The 21,259-nt window shown below is 42.9% G+C and carries 14 protein-coding genes; 1 reads left to right on the top strand and 13 read right to left on the bottom strand.

Features of this window, described 5'->3' with window-relative positions:
- Nucleotides 1-76 precede the first annotated feature (76 nt).
- Nucleotides 77-949 carry a LysR family transcriptional regulator gene (locus A6D97_RS00740; RefSeq protein WP_017059183.1) on the bottom strand — a complete coding sequence of 291 codons (873 nt, stop codon included), beginning with the start codon at nt 947-949 and terminating at the stop codon, nt 77-79.
- A gap of 214 nt (nt 950-1,163) precedes the next feature.
- Between A6D97_RS00740 and A6D97_RS00735 the strand changes: the two genes are divergently transcribed.
- Nucleotides 1,164-2,423 (top strand): adenylosuccinate synthase, encoded by a 1,260-nt coding sequence (locus tag A6D97_RS00735; protein WP_017059182.1) that lies wholly within the window; start codon nt 1,164-1,166, stop codon nt 2,421-2,423.
- A 400-nt stretch (nt 2,424-2,823) separates the two neighbouring features.
- Here A6D97_RS00735 and A6D97_RS00730 read toward each other — a convergent pair whose 3' ends face one another.
- The 12 genes from A6D97_RS00730 to A6D97_RS00675 form a co-directional block, all read right to left on the bottom strand.
- Nucleotides 2,824-3,885, bottom strand: a complete 1,062-nt coding sequence (locus A6D97_RS00730) for a macro domain-containing protein (protein WP_065583614.1) — start codon at nt 3,883-3,885, stop codon at nt 2,824-2,826.
- Nucleotides 3,882-4,532, bottom strand: coding sequence for a DUF4433 domain-containing protein (locus A6D97_RS00725; protein WP_065583613.1), 651 nt, complete (start codon nt 4,530-4,532; stop codon nt 3,882-3,884). Before A6D97_RS00725 ends, A6D97_RS00730 begins: the two co-directional genes overlap by 4 nt.
- Nucleotides 4,533-5,117 carry a DarT ssDNA thymidine ADP-ribosyltransferase family protein gene (locus A6D97_RS00720; RefSeq protein WP_065583612.1) on the bottom strand — a complete coding sequence of 195 codons (585 nt, stop codon included), beginning with the start codon at nt 5,115-5,117 and terminating at the stop codon, nt 4,533-4,535.
- Nucleotides 5,118-5,119: 2 nt separating this feature from the next.
- The gene (locus A6D97_RS00715) at nt 5,120-8,182 is read right to left on the bottom strand and encodes an HsdR family type I site-specific deoxyribonuclease (RefSeq protein ID WP_065583611.1); all 3,063 of its coding nucleotides are present in this window, start codon (nt 8,180-8,182) and stop codon (nt 5,120-5,122) included.
- Between the two features lie 6 nt (nt 8,183-8,188).
- Nucleotides 8,189-9,391, bottom strand: a complete 1,203-nt coding sequence (locus A6D97_RS00710) for a restriction endonuclease subunit S (RefSeq protein ID WP_065583610.1) — start codon at nt 9,389-9,391, stop codon at nt 8,189-8,191.
- Nucleotides 9,388-10,875, bottom strand: a complete 1,488-nt coding sequence (locus A6D97_RS00705; RefSeq protein ID WP_065583609.1) for a class I SAM-dependent DNA methyltransferase — start codon at nt 10,873-10,875, stop codon at nt 9,388-9,390. Before A6D97_RS00705 ends, A6D97_RS00710 begins: the two co-directional genes overlap by 4 nt.
- On the bottom strand, nt 10,872-12,371 hold the full coding sequence (locus tag A6D97_RS00700) for a class I SAM-dependent DNA methyltransferase (RefSeq protein WP_065583608.1): 1,500 nt from the start codon (nt 12,369-12,371) through the stop codon (nt 10,872-10,874). The genes A6D97_RS00705 and A6D97_RS00700 overlap by 4 nt, the downstream gene beginning before the upstream one ends.
- Nucleotides 12,368-12,544 carry a helix-turn-helix domain-containing protein gene (locus tag A6D97_RS00695; protein ID WP_009842282.1) on the bottom strand — a complete coding sequence of 59 codons (177 nt, stop codon included), beginning with the start codon at nt 12,542-12,544 and terminating at the stop codon, nt 12,368-12,370. The genes A6D97_RS00700 and A6D97_RS00695 overlap by 4 nt, the downstream gene beginning before the upstream one ends.
- Before the next feature lie 153 nt (nt 12,545-12,697).
- Nucleotides 12,698-15,940 (bottom strand): helicase-related protein, encoded by a 3,243-nt coding sequence (locus tag A6D97_RS00690; protein ID WP_065583607.1) that lies wholly within the window; start codon nt 15,938-15,940, stop codon nt 12,698-12,700.
- Nucleotides 15,941-15,981: 41 nt separating this feature from the next.
- A complete protein-coding gene (locus A6D97_RS00685) occupies nt 15,982-17,805 on the bottom strand; it encodes a phospholipase D family protein (RefSeq protein WP_065583606.1) in 1,824 nt (607 codons plus the stop codon).
- Entirely contained in the window at nt 17,789-19,042 is a 1,254-nt protein-coding gene (locus tag A6D97_RS00680) for a DUF6361 family protein (RefSeq protein ID WP_065583655.1), read from the bottom strand. Before A6D97_RS00680 ends, A6D97_RS00685 begins: the two co-directional genes overlap by 17 nt.
- A 186-nt stretch (nt 19,043-19,228) precedes the next feature.
- Nucleotides 19,229-21,142: a DNA/RNA helicase domain-containing protein gene (locus A6D97_RS00675; RefSeq protein ID WP_065583605.1), complete on the bottom strand. Its 1,914-nt coding sequence runs from the start codon at nt 21,140-21,142 to the stop codon at nt 19,229-19,231.
- Between the last annotated feature and the right edge of the window lie 117 nt (nt 21,143-21,259).

The following is a 21,259-nucleotide window of genomic DNA, read 5'->3' as shown; positions in this document are numbered from 1 at the left end:
CAGTAAAAACGAGGCTTTCCAGGGACAAAAAAGCCCACTCGAGGTGGGCTGATTGAGTCAAACTCAATGATTGTATTTATTTGTTTTGCAATGAAATAATCTCATCATTCACCCAACCTAACAGCTGCTTGGTTGCTTTCGACAAGACTTGGTTCTGCCGAACAATATAACCAAGACTGGTGCTCGAGAAGTTGGTCAATGGTGTCACTTTCGAATGCAGGTGCTGCTTGGTTGATACCGCAAACTCCGGGACAATAGCCACACCAAATCCCGCTTCTGCCCAGTCGATTTGAGCATCGACACTCCCTACTTCCATCACCCTATAATTAGGTAGATTAAGGCTTGGTAAACCTTCATCAATAAAGTCACGCGTTCTCGTATCATGACCTAGTAGAATCAAAGTGAGCTCTGCATCAGAGTCTCGGATATCAAACCCATCGCCAAGCGCACACCAAGAAAGCTCTTGCAGCTTAGTGAAATACAAAGACTCGTTGTGCTGCTCTTTGGCGATAACAAAACCAATATCCGCTTGAGCATTTTTAACTAAATTCGATGCCTGAGATGACGTGGTATTCAAGAGCGTAAGGTCAATACCGGGATACTGCGCTTTGAACTTCTGGAACGGACGAATTAGCAAAAATCGAGAAATGATGTCACTTACGGCAATGGTTAACGTCCCTATTTTAAGGTCGTTAATGGCATTGAGATCGGCCTGACAAATCTGCAGTTCGAGTAGCGTTCTTTGGCTTGTTTCCAATAGCCGTTCACCCGCTTGAGTCAATTGAAAAGGGCTTCTCTCTATCAACTTTATGCGTGTTTGTTGTTCCAGTTGTTTTAGGTGCAAACTCACATTGGGTTGTGTCATGTGCAGTGCATTGGCCGCTTTCCCAAAATGCTTGTACTCCGCAAGCGTCACAAACGTCTTCAACAAATTAATATCGAGCATCATGTCCTCTCTCTCGTGTCACTAATATCATTCCCTAAAAGTAAAGAATGCCCCATCGTCATTCCCTACAGTGAGGAACGAACGTGATAGGGAATCTCGTTTGTAGCTTAAGACTTTAAGGATATATGAAATCCTTATCAAGATAATAAAGATAATTAATTTCTCTTATCCACCTTGTAGGCCTAACATGATTCCTCAATCAGTTAGGAGAAAAATTATGCCATCTATCGTTGTTGTGGGCGCAAACTGGGGTGATGAAGGCAAAGGCCGCATCGTCGATTTTTTAGCAGACCAAGCTTCTGCTAGCATTCGTTTCCAAGGCGGAAACAATGCAGGTCATACTGTGGTAAATGACTTCGGTACATTCAAACTGCACCAACTACCTAGTGGTATTTTTAATCCTAATTGTACGGCGGTTCTTGGCCCTGGCATGGTGATCAGCCCTGCTGCGCTAACTGAAGAGATTGCAGAAGTTCAAGAGGCTGGCATCAAAGTGAAAATGGCGATCTCAGATCGTGCGACACTGTGTCTCCCTTTACATGCTCTTGAAGATACGCTTGAAGAAGAGCGTTTGGGCGATGGCGCTTACGGCTCTACACGTCAAGGCATTGCACCAGCGTACGGCGATCGTGTAATGAAGAAAGGCATTCTTGTCGGTTGGCTGAATCAACCTGAAATTTTAGAGCAGCGTATTCAATTCCTACTTGATTGGAAGATGCCTCAGCTTAAAGCGCTCTACCCTCAATGTGACTTCTCCCAGACTGCTTCTGAAATGACAGAATGGCTACTTGAAGTAACTAAAGCGTGGCGCCCGTTCATCTGCAACGTAACTGAGCCGCTTAAAGCGCTGCAATCACAAGACGCAAACCTACTGTTTGAAGCTCAGTTAGGCGCAGGTCGCGACCTTGTCTACGGTGAATACCCTTGGACAACATCTTCGAATGTAACCGCAGCTTATGCTGGCATTGGTAGCGGTTTACCTGCACTTCGTCCTGAACGTGTTATCGCTGTTGCTAAATCATTCAGCTCGTCTGTTGGTACTGGCACGCTAGTAACTGCAATGGAAGAACAAGACAGCTTCCGCGAAAGCTCTAACGAATACGGCGCAACTACGGGTCGACCACGTGATATGGGTTACTTTGATGCAGTGGCAACTCGCAACGGTGTTGACCTGCAAGCTGCAACGGAAATCGCACTGACTAAGATTGATTGCCTGTCTGGTTTGTCTGAGCTTAAGATCTGTACTGCTTACTCAGGAGAGCACACAGAGAACCCGATTTGGCCACAAACGGCTGAGCTAAAGCCCGTATATGAAGATATGGCTGGCTGGGATGAAGACATCACGGGTTGCCGCACGTTTGAGAGCCTTCCTCAAGCAGCACAAGATTACGTTACTCGTATCGAAGAGCTGATGGGTGTGCCAATCGTGATGGTATCGGTAGGTCCTGAGCGCGAGCAAATGATCATTCGAGCTTAGCTTAGAAGACGACAAGATCTACATCAAAGCCCACATTCAGTGGACTTTTTTGATTGTTCATAAAGAACGAGATAACACAAGGAATTACAGGCACAAAAAAGCCCACGCTAGGTGGGCTTTTTTGTTTGTTCATGAAGAACGAATTTGGTGCCGCTACTGGACTCGACTATCTAATCTATCTTTTTGATTAAAATAAAGATTATAAAAATCGAGTTTTAAGATGTTACTTCTGGTGTTACTTTGGAGAAATCTAACCTGAATTACCGTACAAAATAACCAAGTGTACCGACTACCTTGAACAGCGCCGTGATATGATGAGCTGGTGGAGTCAGCACATAAGAGAGGCTGCACAAGGCTGCCTCTCTATAGCAAATTCTAATGATTCAAGCATAAAACCCAGTTAATGCGTGATTAGCCTATCTATTGCAATTTTTAAATGAGCGTCTTGGAACAAAGTTAACTTTCGAGATGCCCATTTAGAACCACCTTTCCAGTTTCCAATGCCCTCCTTAATCGATTCCAAAGTCCCTTCACAAGACTCCTCAGTAATCAGCCAATCCACAGTTGCTAGGAGCTCCATTCCATAAGGTGACTCAAAGCCATCAATGAGTTTTGCTGTATTTTCCAATGCTGGTAAATACTCCTTTGCCTCCGTCTTCAAGTAACTTAATAACTGATCTTTTTTATCATCATTAAAATGGATAACATCAAGAGGATCGCTATCGGGTATTCTTTTATCAGAACCAAGATAGCTACCGTCAAGAGCATTGAGTAAATGCATTAAGTTATTTGCATAGGGGCCGTAATTATGAGGTATAAACCGCAATTTTAAGATGTCTTTTTTCCCATCTTTATCCAGCTCTTTTGCCAATAACCATGCTAGTTTTTGGATTTCTAATAGGCTGCACTCCATCCCAAGAATCCAATAACGCCGAACAAGCTCTGCAACTATCGCTCGGGCCGGAGTAAGTGTATCAACTCCTTTTTTCTTTGTTACATTCTGGTATTTCTGAGTTGGTTCATAAACAAAAACATCGACGTCATCAAGGGAACCTAGAGCTTCCTCTATTTTGGGCTTTACATCAACCCAACTAAGTCCACCATTACCTGCACCTAATGGAGGAATAGCAATAGACTTGACATTATTATTCTCGATCCACCTCTTCAAATCTTGCAAACCTTCTACAACCCACTCCATCTTAGATGAAGAACGCCAATGTTTCTTTGTAGGGAAATTAACAATCCATTTTGGACCAACTAGCTCATTGGTTGCTGTAACAAATACCTTCCCGGTTTCAACCTGTTCTGACTTACATGCTTTCGCATACAATCCCATGTTTAACGGGAAACGTTCTTTGAACATTAGGGCAATACCTTTGCCCATTACGCCAACCGTGTTTACTGTATTCACCAACGCATCTACGTCTGCGTCTAAAAGGTTGCCTGTTGTATAATGAATCATGAAAAATACCACCCCGGCCGTGTTACAACTTGTGAGCTATGCCCAGACTTTTGAATTAATTGCTCTAAGTATTGCTTAACATCATCCGAAAAGCACGCCATTCCAACAAGAGCTTCGACTGGCACATGCTTGTGGATTAAAGCTTCTGCCTGATAACGCTCAAACTTAGCAGGATCATCTGCATCTCGTTTAAAATCTCTTTTCTGTATTATTTCCCAGTCTATTTTGTCTAATTCTGAAAGGTCATCATAAAAGCTTGACCACATGTAGTATGCATGGCTATCTGTAAAAACAAACGGTATACCCTGCTTATCTATGTTTCTTAGACTAGATACAAGAATTACAATCTCACTGTTATCTCGCTTTTTAACTCCACCCCAGCCACTTTGGATATTCTTCAACATCGGAGAGAAAGGTGTAAAGTAGAAGGGTACGTAGTCATGTAATACCCCGCCAGGGCCGATCGGCACCGGATGCGTAGAGCGCTTCGATATCAGTTCTGGGTTACCAATGTTCACCCAATTATCTGCGCATACTGAACTATTGCCAGCATGAAGACCATTATCTAAAATCCACTCTATGTTATCACGATGGACTATTCGCCAAATCAGCGCCTTCTCAGGGTTTAGGCTTTCTTGGTAACTCACTTAATCTCCATTTACAAACATTTGCGGCCGAACATTGACATGTGGGTTAACACTATATATACGACATAAACGTAATACGCGATTTTTAACAGACTCAATTCGAACAAAAATACTAAGCAATAAATTAGGTTCAACAGTGGAAGGTGCCAGGCATTCTGCCATACACGTCAACTTTGACTCCTGATCGTCATAGTCTCTTTCATCCATTTTATCCCAGTCAATACTCTCAATGCCTTGATTGTATTCAAGCACTGTAAATTCACCAGCGGCCAAAGGATGTCGAGGAATTACTGACCAGTTCCGGCCCTGTGCCAACGTTCGTCGGACCGTTAGAAAAATAAACTCTTTTTCAGGAGAAGATTTTTGAACACATCGATCAAAAGGGTTGTTAGCAAAAAAATGAAACGGTACTTTTTGCTCTAATTTAAACGCCTCTCGACTTTGTAGTATTCCTGGATCGGCAACATCAGAAAACTCGGTCAAAGAGCTCCTTGGTCTCAATCCACTAGCCAAAATCGACTCTAGATTATCTAGATCAGTAATATGATATAAAAGTGCTTGGTCTCTGATGTTCGTCCTTGGCATGATCAATAATGCTCCTCAATATAACCGTACGCCTTAGCGAACAGTTCTTTATCTTTTCCTAAACCAAACTGAGCAAGTGTCAGCAATAATGCTTTTTGAATCTCTCTCGGGCCACTGTTCGAGCTCTGCCAGCCTTTAAAGCGTTTGGCTTTTACAATCTTGTCTATCTGTTCCACAACATCACCGATAAGCTTTGGTGTGCTTTCTGGGCGAGTTTCTAAGAACAGTTTGGTTAGTGCTTGTTTATTGTCTTCTTGGGTCACTGGTGAATCACCCGTTTCACGTTCGGCTTGAACGGTATCCTTAGCTGTATCAAGTAGACCTTTTAACCAATCGATAGCTTTGATTACGCCTGCTTCATAATCCTGGCGTAATTTCTCTAAGCGCTCACCTAATGCTACGAACTGCGGGTTACCGCTACCTCGTAGACGGCCCATTAGATCGATTTCAAGCTGGCTTGCGCGCTTCTCTTGTTCTTTCTCCGTCAACGTGAAGATAGCGTGCTCATCCATAACCAACTCATCAATATCATCACGAATACGATTAATATCGGTATGCTCGTGAATCATTTTGATAGTTTCTGGACCTAGCGCAGCCCACACGAGAGAGCCTGTCTGACCTACTGGACGAACTGATTCATAGATTTGAACCAGCCACTTATAACCAGCTCTGTAAGGTGTAAGGAAAGCATCTGGGTTAATCGCAGACCATAACTTCGCTAATACACCGAAAGAGGCTGCAAATTCATCGCGCTTTTCGTTGGTCGGTAAGCAAGCTTGTGCTGCCATAATACCTTCGAAACCATCGATGGTTCTGTCGACATTAGGGAAGAAGCTTAAACACTTGTCTAACTGAGCTGGCAAGAGCTCTTTAAAAGCCTCGATACCTTCTACCACGCCGTCGATCTCTTCAGGATCGTAAGCGAGTGCGGTACGCAAGTTCTCAAACACGCCTAAGTAATCAATGATGAGGCCCATTTGCTTACTAACGTTGTCCGTCTCGTACAAACGGTTAGTACGACACATCGCCTGCAACAGGGTATGGTCACGTAATGGCTTATCTAGGTACATGCAGTAACAGATAGGCGCGTCAAAACCAGTCAACAGTTTTGCGGTAACAATCAGCAATTGAAGTGGTTGTTTAGGATCTTTGTAATCCTCAATCAGGCTCTTCTGCTTTTGGTCATTACCATCAATCTCTTGCCAACGTTCAAAGTCGGACTCTTTGATAGGCAGCTCAAGGTCTTGCTTCCACTTACGCCAGTCTTTATTGACCTTTCCTTTCTTACTTGCATCTTCATCTTTGATCGGTGCCTGGTCGACGTTCATGACCACTTCAACCGCATCAAATCCTAATTTCTTGCCAAGTAAGTAATACATCTGAACACATGCATCTCGGTCATAAACAACCACCATACCTTTCATCTGTTTTGGCTTTACATGGCTTACAAAGTGATTGGTAATATCTTCGCTTACTGCCGCCATGCGTTTTGGCGCCTTCAACATAATCGCTAAGCGGCCAGCACGTTTAGACAACGCCATTTTCTCATCATCATCCAGGTCGTTGTCTTTGACCATTTGTTCAAAGGCTTCATCAATCGCGGCACGATCTACACGAAGCTCAGCCAAACGAGGTTCAAACTTCACTGCATTGGTTGCTTTATCTCGTATGGATTGCTTATAGCTGTAGCGGTTCATATAGCGCCCTTCATCCTCTTCAGCGCCAAAAAGTTTGAAGGTATTGCGGTCGATACCAGAAATCGGCGTACCTGTTAAGCCATAGAAATGAGCATGAGGTAGCGCCCAGCGCATTTTGTCGCCGAGCGAACCTTCTTGAGTACGGTGCGCTTCATCCACCAGCACGATAATGTTGTCACGACTGTTTAAACCGTTTTCATTGCTCTCATCGATTTCGACGTCTTTAAACTTGAAGACTGTGGTGATCAAAATGCCGCGACTATCTTGTTCAATATGCTCACCAAGCTTTCTACAGCTTTGTACTTTGATGAGGTTTTTAACATCCGCTCCACCAAAGGTTTCATTGATTTGGCTATCGAGATCTCGACGGTCTACCACAATTAACACGGTTGGATTTTTCAATTTGTTGTCCGCTCGGAGCATGCGAGCGGCATAAAGCATGAGCAAAGACTTACCCGAACCTTGGAAGTGCCAGATAAGCCCTTTCTTCGGATAGCCTTTTTTTACACGTTCAACAATTTGCTTTGCGGCTTCAAATTGCGGATAACGCGGTAAGATTTTAATGCGTTTAGGTGGCGTGTCTTTGCCTGTCTTCACCGTTGAGAACAACGCGAATGATTCTAGCATTTGCAGCAAGGTTTCTGGGTTTAACAAACCTTCACAGCTATCAAGTACGGTAGCTAAGCTAGCTGGAATCTCATCTCGCTGATCGGTTTTGTGCCAAGGTCCCCAGTCTTTCACTCGCGCATTAATAGCACCGTAAGCAAAGGTGCGACCTTCAGAAGCAAAACACAGAAGGTTTGGCACGAAGAAGGGCTCAACATTTTTCCAGTAGTGCTTTTGACCGCCCATAAAATCAGCAGCGCCATCTTGCCAAGTAACACTTGGACGAGTGGCGGATTTTACTTCCCCCACCACCAATGGAACGCCGTTAACGTAGAGAACGATATCAAAGAACACTTCTGTAGCTGCAATAAAGTGGACCTGTTGCGCTACAACAAAATGGTTGTTTTCAGGGGTATCAAAGTCAATTAGCTTGATAGTGATATGGTCGCCGTTCTCACCAAACGGTAGACTTTTCTCTGCCATCAACCATTCATGGAAGTTCTCGTTGGCTTTGACTAAGCCCGTGTGCTTGGCTTCCAACATCAAGCCACGAAGTTTGTAGATCACCTCATCTGCATAATCGGGATTTTTGCCAATATCAGGGTTTAACGAACAAAGCGCATCCTTGAGCCACGTATCAACGAAGATATCGTGAGTTTGCTTGAGTAAGCTCTCACCATGGCAATAATTCCACTTTACTCCGTTTAAGCCTTTTAAACGGTCAATGATTCCATTTTCTGTGACGGTTTGTTCGTTAAACATCCTAAATCAGTCCTCTAATAAGCTCTCTCTAAAGTACTCTTGAATTCTCTTAACACTTTCTATTTTAAGTTCGAGCTCATGTATTGCAGCATCGTAGTCTTTTAGTTGTTTTTCCGTCTTCTCCATATCGCATAGTGGTGGCAAAACAACTGGCAGCTGTTTCAAGCTGTTAGGGTTAATATTTGCTTGGCTTACTCCTGGCGTCGCATAAGCTTTTAGTCGATACTGCACCAAAGGATGATTCAATACACGGTTAATAAACTCTGGTGTAGTAACATTCGAATCAAAGTTAAGTCGAAGCAAATAAGATGCAAATGCGAAATCACCGTCAAGATTAAATAGAGCAGTTCTTCCAACCCATTCCATACTATTTGTTCTGTTAAATAAGATATCTCCTTTCTTCAGGATAATATCTTTTAGACCACTGCTACTTAGCTTGGAGTACTTTAAGTCAGTGTCGGTCACTTTTCCATTTTCCAGATTCATCATTCTAAGAACCGGAGTTACTCCATCTTGATGCAACGCATCAGAGGAGCCGTATTGTACTCTAGTTAGGATTTCACCCAGCTTAACTAACTTCCATCCTTGAGGAATAATCGTTTCAGAAGTGCCAAATAATGAATGAAAGTCATTTCCACCCAGCAAAAGATCTCGCTCCACACTTCTTTTTAATGACACTAGGTGATTTTTAGCCTTCTCCGTATCAAGAAGTATTTGTTCTGTTTTATGAAGGATTCTATAAACCTTTATTTGTTCTTTCTTTGATGGAAGAACAAATTCAAAATTAACTAGGTCTTTCCAGTTAATATAAGGATTGGTCGAGCCCTTTGATTTACTAACAGAATATCTAGTAAAACTATCCGTCAACATTAAGAAAGGTAACAACCTACCGTCAAAATCATCATTCGACTTGGCTTCAATAACGAATGTTGTATTTGCCGTTATGCCTTCAAACTCCGCAGTTGCAACCTTTTTAAGATAAGTTCTTCGTGAACCATAAAGTATGTTGCCCTTACGAAACACTCGATGAAATGCAGGACCAACATAGTCTCCATTAAAAACACCCCAGCGTTTAATTCTTAATGAATCAGAGTCTAAATGACCGCCTTCAATATATCGCTCAAAAGGATTGCTGTCTCGGTCAACGGATTCTTTAAGCTGTTTTGCTACATCTCCAAACTTCACAATCACTTTGTTATCGTCTCTCATATTTTATTATCCAACGATACGTCAAATTCTTTTACTGTACTCAACACAACTTTTCTACATGATACTTTTGTTTTTGAACGCGAAGCATTCCAACTTTCCACAATATTATAAATATCACGTTCGTCTATTGTACGCTCAGGTTCAACATATAGCTGAATAGAGAGGTTATAATTTTTCTCTCGAATATCTCTAAGTTCTACAACCCTTGCTATAGCAGAATACTCATCTGGCTTATTGAAACACTCCGTTAACTTAAATATATTATTTTCTGATAACCAACTGAATGCACTCTCTCGTACAATTTCTTGTACTCCATCTATGAATAGTATTTTATTCTTTCTTTCAACTGACTTATTACTATTCAATATGACAACACACGATTCCATCGGTGAGTTATAAAATAGGTTTGGGCCTAAGCCAATTACAGCCTCTATAACGTCTGACTCTACAACCTTTTGTCGAATACTGTTTTCCGCCTCCCTAAACAACACCCCATGAGGCCAAAGCATTGCTGCACGGCCAGTCTCTGGTTTCAAACTCTTGATGATATGGGTATAGAAGCCGTAATCAGCACAACCTTGTGGTGGCACGCCGTACATATTGCGGCCATACGGGTCAGCGGCGAACTTTTCACGGTTCCATTTTTTGATGGAATACGGCGGGTTAGCAAAGATAACATCGAACTGTTTAAGTTGATCATTCTCAATAAACTTAGGATCTCCTAAGGTATCACCACGCATGACGTCGAACTCTTCAATGTCATGCAAGAACATGTTCATACGCGCAATTGCAGACGTTAGCAGGTTTACTTCTTGGCCGTACAAATGAACTCCACGCCACTCTTCACCTTGCGAGCGTAAATCCATAACCGCATTAAGCAGCATTCCACCTGTACCACAAGTTGGATCATACGCACTCTCACCAGGCTTAAGCTTCATGATACGGGTCATTAAATGCACAACAGTACGGTTGGTATAGAACTCAGCAGCCGTATGGCCTGAGTCATCCGCAAATTTTTTAATCAGGTACTCGTAAGCCTCGCCCAAGTCATCTTGAGCAACAGACTTAATGCCTAGTGGGATTTTGCTGAAATGCTGAATAAGGTCTGATAGCAAGTGATCTGGCAAGCGCTCTTTGTTGGTCCACTGCGCATCACCAAATACACCGTGCAAACGCTCGTTCTTTGCTTCAATCAAACGCAGGGCATTTTGAATCGCTTCACCAATGTTTTTGCTAGTGTTGCGAACTTTCTCCCAGCTTGCTTCCTCTGGGATATCGAAACGGTGGTACATCGACATCGCAGCGTATTCAGCATCACCTTCGTGCAGCTCGAGTGCTTCGTTATATTCTTCTAGATATACATCCGATAGACGCTTAAAGAACAGTAATGGGAAGACGTACTGCTTGTAATCAGACGCATCAATCTGCCCACGCAGGAACTCGGCAGCACCCCAAAGTAGATCTTCTAATTTGTTTTTATTCATAGCTCAAAACCCTCTTTGATTAACAAGGCTTCTAACTCTTGTTCAGCGTCTTCTAAGGCGGCTAATTTTTGCTGGAAATCTTTTAATGCTTCTTCAACGGCAATGGTTTCTTCTTCTAGCGGCTTTTGTACATAACGAGCGATGTTCAAATTGAAATCGTTCTCTTCAATCTCGCTATGTGGCACCCAACGTGCAACACCTTCAATGTCGTCTGCCATAGGGCCTTTGGTACGCATCTTCTGATAGATATCATAGATCTCATCGGCTTGATTTTCCGACATAGTATTTTGTGCTTGTCCTTTGGTGAAGACCTCTTCCGCATTTACAATCAGCACATGGTCTTTATGCTCCTCTGGTCTTGCTTTGCGCAAAACTAGAATGCAAGCAGGGATACTCGTGCCGTAGAACAGGTTTGAAGCCACACCGATTACCGCCACGATGCGGTTTTCTTTTAATAGCTTGGTTCTAATTTTACCTTCTGCACCACCACGAAAAAGCACACCATGTGGCAGCACTACCGCCATGCGTCCTTCATCATTCAATGAAGCAAACATGTGCTGTACCCAAGCAAAATCTCCGTTCGTTTTTGGCGCTAAACCAAAGTTTGCTCGGCCATATGGATCACTTGTCCAATAGTCATAACCCCACTCTTTTAAACTAAATGGTGGGTTTGCGATTACGCAGTCAAAGTTTTCTAGTTGGTCATTTTTCAGGAATTTAGGGTCTCGAAGTGTATCACCACGAACGATTTCAAAGTCTTCTTGTCCGTGTAGGAACAAGTTCATTCGAGCAATAGCTTCGGTGGTCAGGTTCTTCTCTTGACCTTTGATTTTTAGAAGACGTGGGTCGCCAGAGTTCTCTTTAACATGGTGAATGGTTTCAAGCAGCATACCGCCTGTACCACAAGCCGGGTCATATACACTTTCATTCGCTTGTGGGTCTAGAATATTAACCATAAGGCGAACAATAGTACGTGGCGTATAGAACTCACCTGCTTTCTTGTTCGCTTTGTCGGCAAAGCGCTTGATGAGGTATTCGTAAGCACGGCCCATATCATCATTACGCACACTCGATACGCCAAGGTTCACCTTGTTGAAATGGTTGAGTAATGTCGATAGCAGTTCGTCTGACAGACGCTCTTTGTTAGTCCAGCTCGCATCACCAAAAATGCCATGTAGCTGTGGGTTTTCTAGCTCAATGCCACGGAATGAATCTTTTAAGGCTTGGCCGATATCCTTGGTTTCTGCAAATACATCTTTCCAATGGCAGTTAGCTGGAATTTGGATACGGTGGAACATATCGCCTTTCGCAAGCTCTTCATCACCCACTTGCTCCAACGCTTCTTCGAATTCTTCATCGTAAACGTCACAGATGCGCTTAAAGAATAGGATTGGGAAGATGTAGGTTTTGTAGTCTGAAGCGTCAATAGGCCCCGTAATGATGTGGGCCGCATGCCAAAGGTGCGCTTCTAAGTCTTTGAGATTTATTAATGTCATTGCTTGCTCTTATTCTCTTCTATCCACGCTTCAAGGTCTTCACGTTTGAAGCGCCAAGAACCGCCGACTTTGAAACCAGGAAGCTTTCCTTCGCTTGCTAATCTATATGCTGTTTTTTCGGCCAACTTTAGGTAAGCAGCCACCTCTTTCAAGGTTAAAATTTGGTCTACCATTCAGAGTGTTATCTCATGTTGGTTTTATTCATCAGAATTAATAGTGAGAGAATATGGGAAAATTGGGGAATCAGCAATGTGAAATAACTCAATACAAGACTGAGTGCATAGAAAAAATACAAATCCCCACCAGCTTTCGCTGGTGGAGAAAAATCAAATAGCATTCAAAGGGGCAAGGTCGATGATTAACGAGTTCTTCACTCGATTAAATTCTTCACTTTCTATATCGCAGGCTGTGAAGCTTTCCAAGAGCTCTTGCTGTCTCGGTTGTCCAAATGCTAAGCGATAGAGCACCAGTATTTTTTTAACTTCAGCATATTTAGCAACTTCCTTACTCATTGGGTAAGTCGGCACAATTCGCTCAATTTGAGCCTTCCCATTAGGAGTAAACCAGTACGGCTCTAAGTCACTCGTTTTATTCACATCATCATTGGCTGCTTGAGCGAATAGCTGCTCCCAAACATCCGCTTTGTTACCAAAATCTGGAGTGTAGTTTTCTGCTATACGTTGACGAACAACAAGCGACTTATACCTGTTCACCCGCCCTTCTCGTTGCTCAATATCGATAGGGTTGTTGGGTAAATTCCAATGAACGACTCGACGGCAATACCAATGAAAATCAAGCCCTTCTTGACCTATTGATGTCGAACTCAACACAAATGGTCGGAATGGGGAGTTAAACGCGTCACGTACGCTCACTACTCGTTTCAAGCCGCTATCATCATTGAGTTTTTGATTACCGAGCGGAACAGCAAAATGACAACGCATAGACGATGAACATTTATCTTTCGCTTTTGTTCTATTCTCCCAGAAGTGAACCTGCTCGGATGAACTTCGTATTCCCATGGCATGCTCTAGCTTACTTGTTGCGGCATGAACATCACTGCCTGATGTCGCAAGTAAGTGACAGTATTCATCCAACATTGATTGGTAGTTACCATGTGCGCAATAGACCAAGACCTTATACCAAGCGGGTGAAGCCGTCTGTCCAGACAGCAGAGTGTGTTTAACGTTACGTTTCACAATGGGAATAGCGTATTCATGATTGAACAGTCTGGTTGTAAGCTCCGCAAATTGAACAGAGTAACTAACCAAATCTAATTCAGATATGCCTTCTGACCATAGCGCTTGAATGGTCCTCATCGCGCAGGTAGCAGGATTAGCTAAGCTTGAATATGCCAGCACTTTGGCTAAGTCATCAGGCATTTTACCTAGAGAAAATGGTTCACTCCCCTCAAAGTACTGCTTAATTTTGGCAAAATGCTTAATACGGCCTTCTGTGTTCAAGCGAGACTCAATCACCTCTAACCAATTCTCGAAATGATCTATCTTCCCAGCTTGTCGATCCAGCAGCATAGGTGCGAGTACATACCAATCGCTATTTGTCTTGTCATCACTTTCGTATTGCTTTAAACCGGATAATTTGCTCTGAATCAATGTGGTTTGTTGAGCCAATACCTCATCTAGGCTCTCACCCAAATACGACACGTCGGCTAGCGATTTACAAGGATAAAGTAAATGCCATACGTTGAGAGTTGATTTCCCTTCAAACCGAAGTAAAGGTGAAGAATTTTTATCACTATGGTACTGCGGCCTCTTACCCTTCCCTTTTATTACTCGACGTTCAGCCTCATAAGACCACAGGCAACTTAAAGCCTTTGGCACAAGCGCCCACGATGAAAATAGCAGCGTCTTAGTAAAACTCTCATTCCCTTTAAATACACCGTCAAATTGGTAGTAAGGTTTGCAAGGTGGGGACCAAAGCAAGTTCTCCGGCGAACCTTCGAAAATCACTTTACTTAACGCTTTGATCTTTGCGTTCGGGGCACTTTGTTCAACGTTCAATTTATAGTTTTGAACATCGCTTTGAGATAACCAAGCTTGAGTTTGCTCGCTGCTTCGGGACTTTCTAAGTAGCTTCCGTACATCAGGGTTATTGATATTGCGATGGTACAGTTCTTTGAAGGCATAACCATTTAGGAAAGAGACAGCCCAAGGTGCTGACTTAGCAAACTCGATAAGAGATACACCTCCACGCCCCTTAGGCAGCACTGTGTTTAACGCTTCAATCGCTCGGTAACCTTGGACTTCTTCAACACTAAAGTCAGAACCACAACATAGTTCATTGGAATGAATAAGCTGCTCAAAACCTTTGCTAATTTGGCTTCGTTCGGTTCTGGCAATATACTCCCGCAGTAACTTTTCGACTGAACGTGCATTGGTATCACTTATAGATTCAAAATCTGAAGAGCCTGAAGACAGGGTTAACATATCATCATGAAGAAGATTACGACTCATTTCGTATTGAGAGACAAAATCCACGTCATTGTGTGATAAAAAATCTAGTAACTTATGCAGTTGTTCATGATGACTGCTTTCATCGTCCTCATCGTTAATTGTCGTCATCGCTTTAAAAGGCGTTGCCGATAACAAAAGTACTTTGGATTTTTCCTTTTTGGTTTCGCCCTTATCATTAAATACCTGCCTAGCAATTAATGACTCTTCAGAGTCTGAGCTTTGGTCTGTTAACGATTGAAAACGTTGGAACTCGTCTAGGATGAACAAGTCTGCTTGCAAGCTTCCAGCACAACAACGCGCCACCAGTCGACGAATTTCCACTCTAAAATGGTAAAATAGATGGCTAGTTTCATCGGTTTCACCTGAGTCTTCAATCCAACAATTAACGAGGAAGAGTACAGCCTCTTGAAGTGATGCAAAGCGTTCGTTTAACACTCTAGATTCACAAGGCATAGTCAAGCGGCTTTCAAGCTGAGATACAACTAACGGATCTGTATCAAAATTCTGTTCCAAATAACTCAATTCCTCTTCCCATCGACCCTCTCTGGTAATCTGGTTGGTTTTGAATAGCTCACGAACTGGTTTCACGACTTGACATAAGTTAGTCGTTTGAGACAACAGAACAGCTAAGATCGCTCTTTCCCGACAGTTACCCGCCCCCGCTGTTAATGTGAAGGAAGTCGAAGGTGTTAATGTACACACTTCAATTACGTGCTCATCGTTTATTTCTGAATGTTTGGGCTTGAGAGCCAGTTCAACCAGACGCCCAAATGTTGATGGCTTTACCCATCGCTTTGCATCTTCGCCATTAAAGAGCGCCAGCTTTTGGCGATTCTCATCTGCCAATGCAAGATTGGAACATATATAGATGACACGCATCGGTTTAGTCGTATTGGACCCAACATGCCTTTTCAGTAATTGAGTAATGACACCTTTGGCAACGATAGTTTTTCCTAACCCCACCTCATCAGCAACAAGTATTCGATGGCTATGTTCAGCTAGTTGATACTTATTAATAGTCTGATCAACGGTTGCCTTTTGAAAGTCCTTAAGACCCGCTAATACACCGTTTAGTTGTTCTACAATCTCGTGTGTCATAACTTAATTATCTTCTTATTCTTACGACTATTTATGAAGTACTACTTGGATGGCACAAATGATGAGAACACGCCCCATAACGTCTTGAACTCATATGGAATAATCCTTTCATCGACTTGCGCTTGCAAACGATCAATTCTTTCAAGCAACTCTGGACTTAACGCAGCTGCTCGCATCAGTTTTTCGTAGATCACGCTGTCTTTGGTGAAGAACACATTACCAGCCCCCTCAACGCCCCCTTTTTCCAAACTGTTCATCAAATCTTGCTTACTTGGGTCGATATGTAACAGCATCGCGATATAACTCATAAACTGTGCGCGATTTTCAAGTAATTCATTGGTAATTGCCTTTCCACGATCCAAGTTACAATTAAACGTAATTTGAGCTTGAACGACTAAGTTCTTAGCCACTGAATCGTTTTCTGATATTTCAAAGTGAATTAGCGCACTAATTTGGGAAGGTTTAAGACCGTCCCAGATAACTTCACGAGCTAGTGGACGAGGCTGAGACGCGCTCAATGTAGAAACCTTAACCTCAAAATTCGACGGAATATCAACCTGAGTCCCCTTTAAGGTCAGCTGATATTCATCGTCACCGTTCGTATCAACTTCAAGTTTCCAATCAGTCTTAATTAGGCTGAACTCTAATAGACGGAGGACTCGATCAGAGTCTTCTTCTTCAATTTGTTCTAGTTCGCTGAACTCATGCTTTGTGAATAAGCCAGTTCCGTGCTCATTAACCCATTGTTCAATCAATGAATTAACACCAATTTGATCTTTAGATCCCGTTAAACGAAGCATGAATTCACTATTTCTCGGGCGATCAGAGGCATCTCCCATAGCTGCTTGAGTTGTATTCGCCGAGCCAAGGTGCCAGCTCGAAGTGGAATCAGTTTCGTCTACAACCAATAGCTTCGCATGTAAATTGAGGTCATTCTCTACAAATGGGGACTGGTCCATTTCCTCATTTTCTTCTGCATCGATGAGGTGTTCGTTAAGTGCATAACAGTGCCAACCATCCAAGACTTTCTCACCAGCCATGTCGAGCTCTTCTTTGCGGCTAAATAAGTAACGTTGGTCATCAGGAGCAAAGGTACTGAGCCAGTCTAAAGCTCCCACTTTGCCACCCCCCCTAATAAAAGGAGAGACCGCAAGCATGGTTTGATTACCATGTTCTAGATGGATTGGGTGCTGTCGTTTGTTGCTCTCATCAAAAATGGTAGAGAGAAAACCGAGTTCACTGATGTTATCTGGCTTATCCCAAAGCACTCTAACTAACTCTTGTGGGTCAATCATATCGTCAAATGATTTCGTTGATGAACTACTGTAAACCTCATCAAAAAAGTCAATCAACGGACGATTGGCTGGTTTTCGTTTCCCTCTTGATTCTCCGTTAATTACAGCGCTAAGATCCCAACTTCGATCAAAAGTTAAATTACGTGATAAAACTATCAAACGGTATTTTACGTTTTGATTTTCATTTGGGCTTTCAAATCGAAGTAACCACAGTTTTGGATGAAATGATGAAAACGCAGAGTTCGACTCTCCTGCGTTTGGAACTACTGGAATAAGACTGCTTTCCAACAAGCCAAATAAGCTGTTGTACTTATCTGGCAACTTAATATTGCCTTGTTGGTAGAAAACCGTAAGTTTATCTCCCAACATTCCTAACGCTTCCAACAGCGCAATTCTCATGTGCTCAACCGAACCTTCTAAGGTATGGCCAAAACACATGGCAATAGGCACTGTCAGTAAAGTATTCAAGTCCAAGCTATACGTCGTTGCGATAGCATGAGTAAGCTCATAACCTTCGGGAGCGATAAGCTGTTCGCCATAATCTAAGCGATTTTTATCCGGCACTAACATCTAGCCCCTCCTGGATATCTTGTAAAATGACTCTGGCAGAAGGCCAACGAAATTCTAGTTTGCGCATTCCAACCCACTTTTGGTTTTCACTGAGGGCTTTTTTCAGCAAACACCGTGCCCCTTTATTTGCTACCGCTTGCTGCTTCACACATGCATCCAACTTATCGACAGAGACATTCTCGCGAATCAAGGTACACCAGTTTTCGATAAACTGACGTGTGCGATTGTTTGCGCTTTTATGTGGTCCGAAAGCAAACTCATACCAGTTGTCGATGCTCTGCTGTTCAAAGCTCGTAGGCTGTTTATGAGCTTGGTTCAACCAAACATCAAACTCTTCATTTAATTGTTCAATCTGTTCGATATTCTTGGCTCGTTGGGCTATGAGGATGTTGTAACGAATATGCGCGCCTTCAAGAACAAAACTAAATTCCAGCGCGTTTTCAAAACATGTTTTCGTTTGATCGGAAATAGGCGAGTCTTTTAGCTTTTCATAAAGGCCTTCGGCTTGCCATGCCCCCTTAGTGAGCATGTCAGCCACTTGCAGAGCTTCGCCAACAAGGTTGTGCGTGAATAATTGAGCGGGGACACTATGTTCAATCTTACTCGATAGCTGTAGTTTATTTTTGAGGAAATCAGCTTCTTTACGTGTAAGTTCTATTGATACTTGGTTTAACCAAGATTCACGGTAACCATCGGGTTTCGTCATCAGTTGCGCAATATCAGAATGCTGCCCATCGTCGTCGATATGGACTTCGCTTTTATTGTTTGCTAGCTCTTGGTACTGATTAACAAACTCTCTTAAAGACAGTTCTGTTTTAGCGATGGATAACTGGCGTAGTCCATTCCAGTAGACGGAAGAAGGTTTACGAGCCACCCCTTTCTCTAGGCTATCTTTTCCTATGATCCCATCAGGCATATCATGTTGATGGTTTTCGACTAGGCATCTAGCTAATTTATCTTCTTGCTGGCTAATGTATTCAGCCAGAAGAGGCCGCTCATTAGGCTCTAACTTACGGTAGTCATGAAATATATAGGGGATAGTGACAAAGTACTTAGCGCGGGTTTGGATAGTAGAAAAACCCGGAAAAAGCTGATCGGCAAAAGCATCCCTGATTTGTCCTATACCCAACTCATCAAGTGTACCTTTCTCTTGTAACATTGAGAGTACTTGAGATACGCGTTCTCGTTCTGTAGATGAAAAATCTATCCAGCCAATTAGACTTTTTTGTCGGCTCATTCTTACCCCACTCTCGTCTTAAAAAGTCAAAACCCAGCTTGGTCATTAAGAATGGCAATGACATTCAGACTACAAACTAAGCAAACCATTGAATAATAATATGAATAATCCAATTAAAAGCTGTTCTAAGTCATAAACATCAACCTTAGGGAATGACATTCCGTAATTGCATCTTAAAAAAGTAAATTAGATCACACGCATTCCACAGTTTTTTAAGTATTCGAAACTTTCATCATCATCGCACTTAATCACTAGCCCACTACGACCTCGACTAAGTAGTACTCGATAACTCCCTTCTGTGTAATGGTCGTATTGGCGACGATGACGATTGTCCTCGGACAGAACGAGTAGACCATCTCGATATAGCAAGTCGTTCCCCCAATTAAACAGCGCCAAAGACAACTCTAAACCCTGGCAACTAAACTCAGTACACGCAGCCTCAAATCGACAACATGAGTTCTTAGAACTTGGAGGCTCTACGTACCACGGGCCAATGTTCTTTCCTGCCTTAAATTTGACTTTTTGTACTTCATCGATGAACTTGCCACCACGGCTCGACATCAACCAGCCACTTCTAAAAGCGTCAGGTTTACAATTTCCCTCATGCAAAGTGTTTTGTAACTCAGATGCGTAACCTTCGGCCGAATCTTTGCTTTGTGTGACACACAGTGGATAGTGAGCTTGAATGGTTAAGCAAACTTCACGTGCCCGCACTGGGTTATTAGAGAGAACTGCTTCAATCCATTTATCTAAGTCTTCGGTATATGACTGGCGAATCGGTGTCTTTAGATTAAAGACGTCCTTCTTGATTGGACTGATAAGCTTCATCTTATCGGCATGCAATGAAGGCATTACTGGCGTCACTCTTCGATCTTGCGCACTAACGGCAACATCGAGATCCGCTAGCATTTGATCTAACTGCATTTCATTACGATGAATAGCCTGCCCATCACCAACCAGAAGAACCAATACACCAAAAGGTTGTTGAGATAGCCAATTGCAAAATAGCATTAGTTCCGAGGGTGACTTTGAATCTCTAGGGCTTGCCTTCTCCCAAGCTCTCTGCGCCTCATCAAACACAACAAAGGTTTCTTGACGCAATCCAAATGAACTCTTGATGTGCTTTTTGAAAATATGTAGGTCTTCGATCATGACCCGCCCGTCGATAATCCGGCCTAGTACATCATTGCCTTTTCGCTTACCGTAAAAATCTAACGTGTGTTGAAGTACTTGCACTAACGGGGCATTACCGGATAGAAAGATAGGCTCGCTCTGTTTAACACTGTCATTGCGAGCTACTGAAGCCACTGTGCTAATCCCCAAGAGCGTTTTCCCCGCTCCAGGACGTCCATGAACGACTACAACGTAACGTTTTAGCTTGGCCTTAGCTTGCTGATAGAGCGTTAGAAGAGCATCTCTTGCTTCCTCGATGTTTTCACTTGCCGACGTTTTTAATGTGGGAATTTTGGCATCAAAAAATACCTGTGCAGTTCCGTGCAGTATGCTTGGCTGGCGATAAAACTCGCCCTTAGACCAACGAAGGACATCATAACTGCTTGTCTGTCTCAGCGATGTGACCAATTGATTCGTCAATAAAGGAGCATCGCCTTTGTCTGCTATCTCACAAACAACGTCTGAATGTTTGAACCCCTTTGCACCAGGTTTTGTTAATACTAAGAATCCATGCCCTACCAAACCTATCGATTCATTGTGGTAACGAAGCATGGTTTGCAAATCTGAATTCGCACGAAGGATCTCATGCTCTGAGGCTTCCGTTTTATGTTTGAACTCAACAACAAACAAGTCTCCCGTAGGTAGAACCAAGTTGACGTCTGCTGCTCTCTTTCCACCCTCACCTATCAGCTCTTGCTCAAAGGCGACCCAACAAGTCTCAGGGTTAACGTTAGACTCCCTAACGACATGACCGAGCATCGATTTCATTAAGTCATATTCGGTTTCCCATGCAAAACGTTGGGTGGGTTCTAGCTCTTGAGCCCAGTCGAGACTCGTGTGAAAAGAAATAAGTTCATTGATAAAAACTGCTTTATCAACTTGAAGAAACTCTTGCCAGGTTCCATCCCAACCCGCCTTTAAATCCATTTACTTATTCCTTAGAAGGTTGCTTGAAGCTTTTCGACAACAGGTAGATCAGCGGCAGCCCAATTGTAGTGGTCAACTGATATTGGCCACGTTCCTAGAGTTTAACCAGAACAATCG

Source organism: Vibrio sp. ZF57 (genome assembly GCF_001691235.1).
Taxonomy (GTDB): Bacteria; Pseudomonadota; Gammaproteobacteria; order Enterobacterales; family Vibrionaceae; genus Vibrio; species Vibrio crassostreae_C.
Note: the sequence above shows the minus strand (reverse complement) of the source record. Positions and strands in the feature narration are given on the sequence as shown.

Bases quoted from the DNA above. Each gene is read 5' to 3' on its own strand.
- A6D97_RS00730 (WP_065583614.1), bottom strand. From the start codon at position 3,885: ATGATTCATTATACAACAGGCAACCTTTTAGACGCAGACGTAGATGCG.
- A6D97_RS00705 (WP_065583609.1), bottom strand. From the start codon at position 10,875: ATGAATAAAAACAAATTAGAAGATCTACTTTGGGGTGCTGCCGAGTTC.
- A6D97_RS00680 (WP_065583655.1), bottom strand. From the start codon at position 19,042: ATGAGCCGACAAAAAAGTCTAATTGGCTGGATAGATTTTTCATCTACA.
- A6D97_RS00700 (WP_065583608.1), bottom strand. From the start codon at position 12,371: ATGACATTAATAAATCTCAAAGACTTAGAAGCGCACCTTTGGCATGCG.
- A6D97_RS00675 (WP_065583605.1), bottom strand. From the start codon at position 21,142: ATGGATTTAAAGGCGGGTTGGGATGGAACCTGGCAAGAGTTTCTTCAA.
- A6D97_RS00695 (WP_009842282.1), bottom strand. From the start codon at position 12,544: ATGGTAGACCAAATTTTAACCTTGAAAGAGGTGGCTGCTTACCTAAAG.
- A6D97_RS00690 (WP_065583607.1), bottom strand. From the start codon at position 15,940: ATGACACACGAGATTGTAGAACAACTAAACGGTGTATTAGCGGGTCTT.
- A6D97_RS00710 (WP_065583610.1), bottom strand. From the start codon at position 9,391: ATGAGAGACGATAACAAAGTGATTGTGAAGTTTGGAGATGTAGCAAAA.
- A6D97_RS00735 (WP_017059182.1), top strand. From the start codon at position 1,164: ATGCCATCTATCGTTGTTGTGGGCGCAAACTGGGGTGATGAAGGCAAA.
- A6D97_RS00715 (WP_065583611.1), bottom strand. From the start codon at position 8,182: ATGTTTAACGAACAAACCGTCACAGAAAATGGAATCATTGACCGTTTA.
- A6D97_RS00685 (WP_065583606.1), bottom strand. From the start codon at position 17,805: ATGTTAGTGCCGGATAAAAATCGCTTAGATTATGGCGAACAGCTTATC.
- A6D97_RS00740 (WP_017059183.1), bottom strand. From the start codon at position 949: ATGATGCTCGATATTAATTTGTTGAAGACGTTTGTGACGCTTGCGGAG.
- A6D97_RS00720 (WP_065583612.1), bottom strand. From the start codon at position 5,117: ATGCCAAGGACGAACATCAGAGACCAAGCACTTTTATATCATATTACT.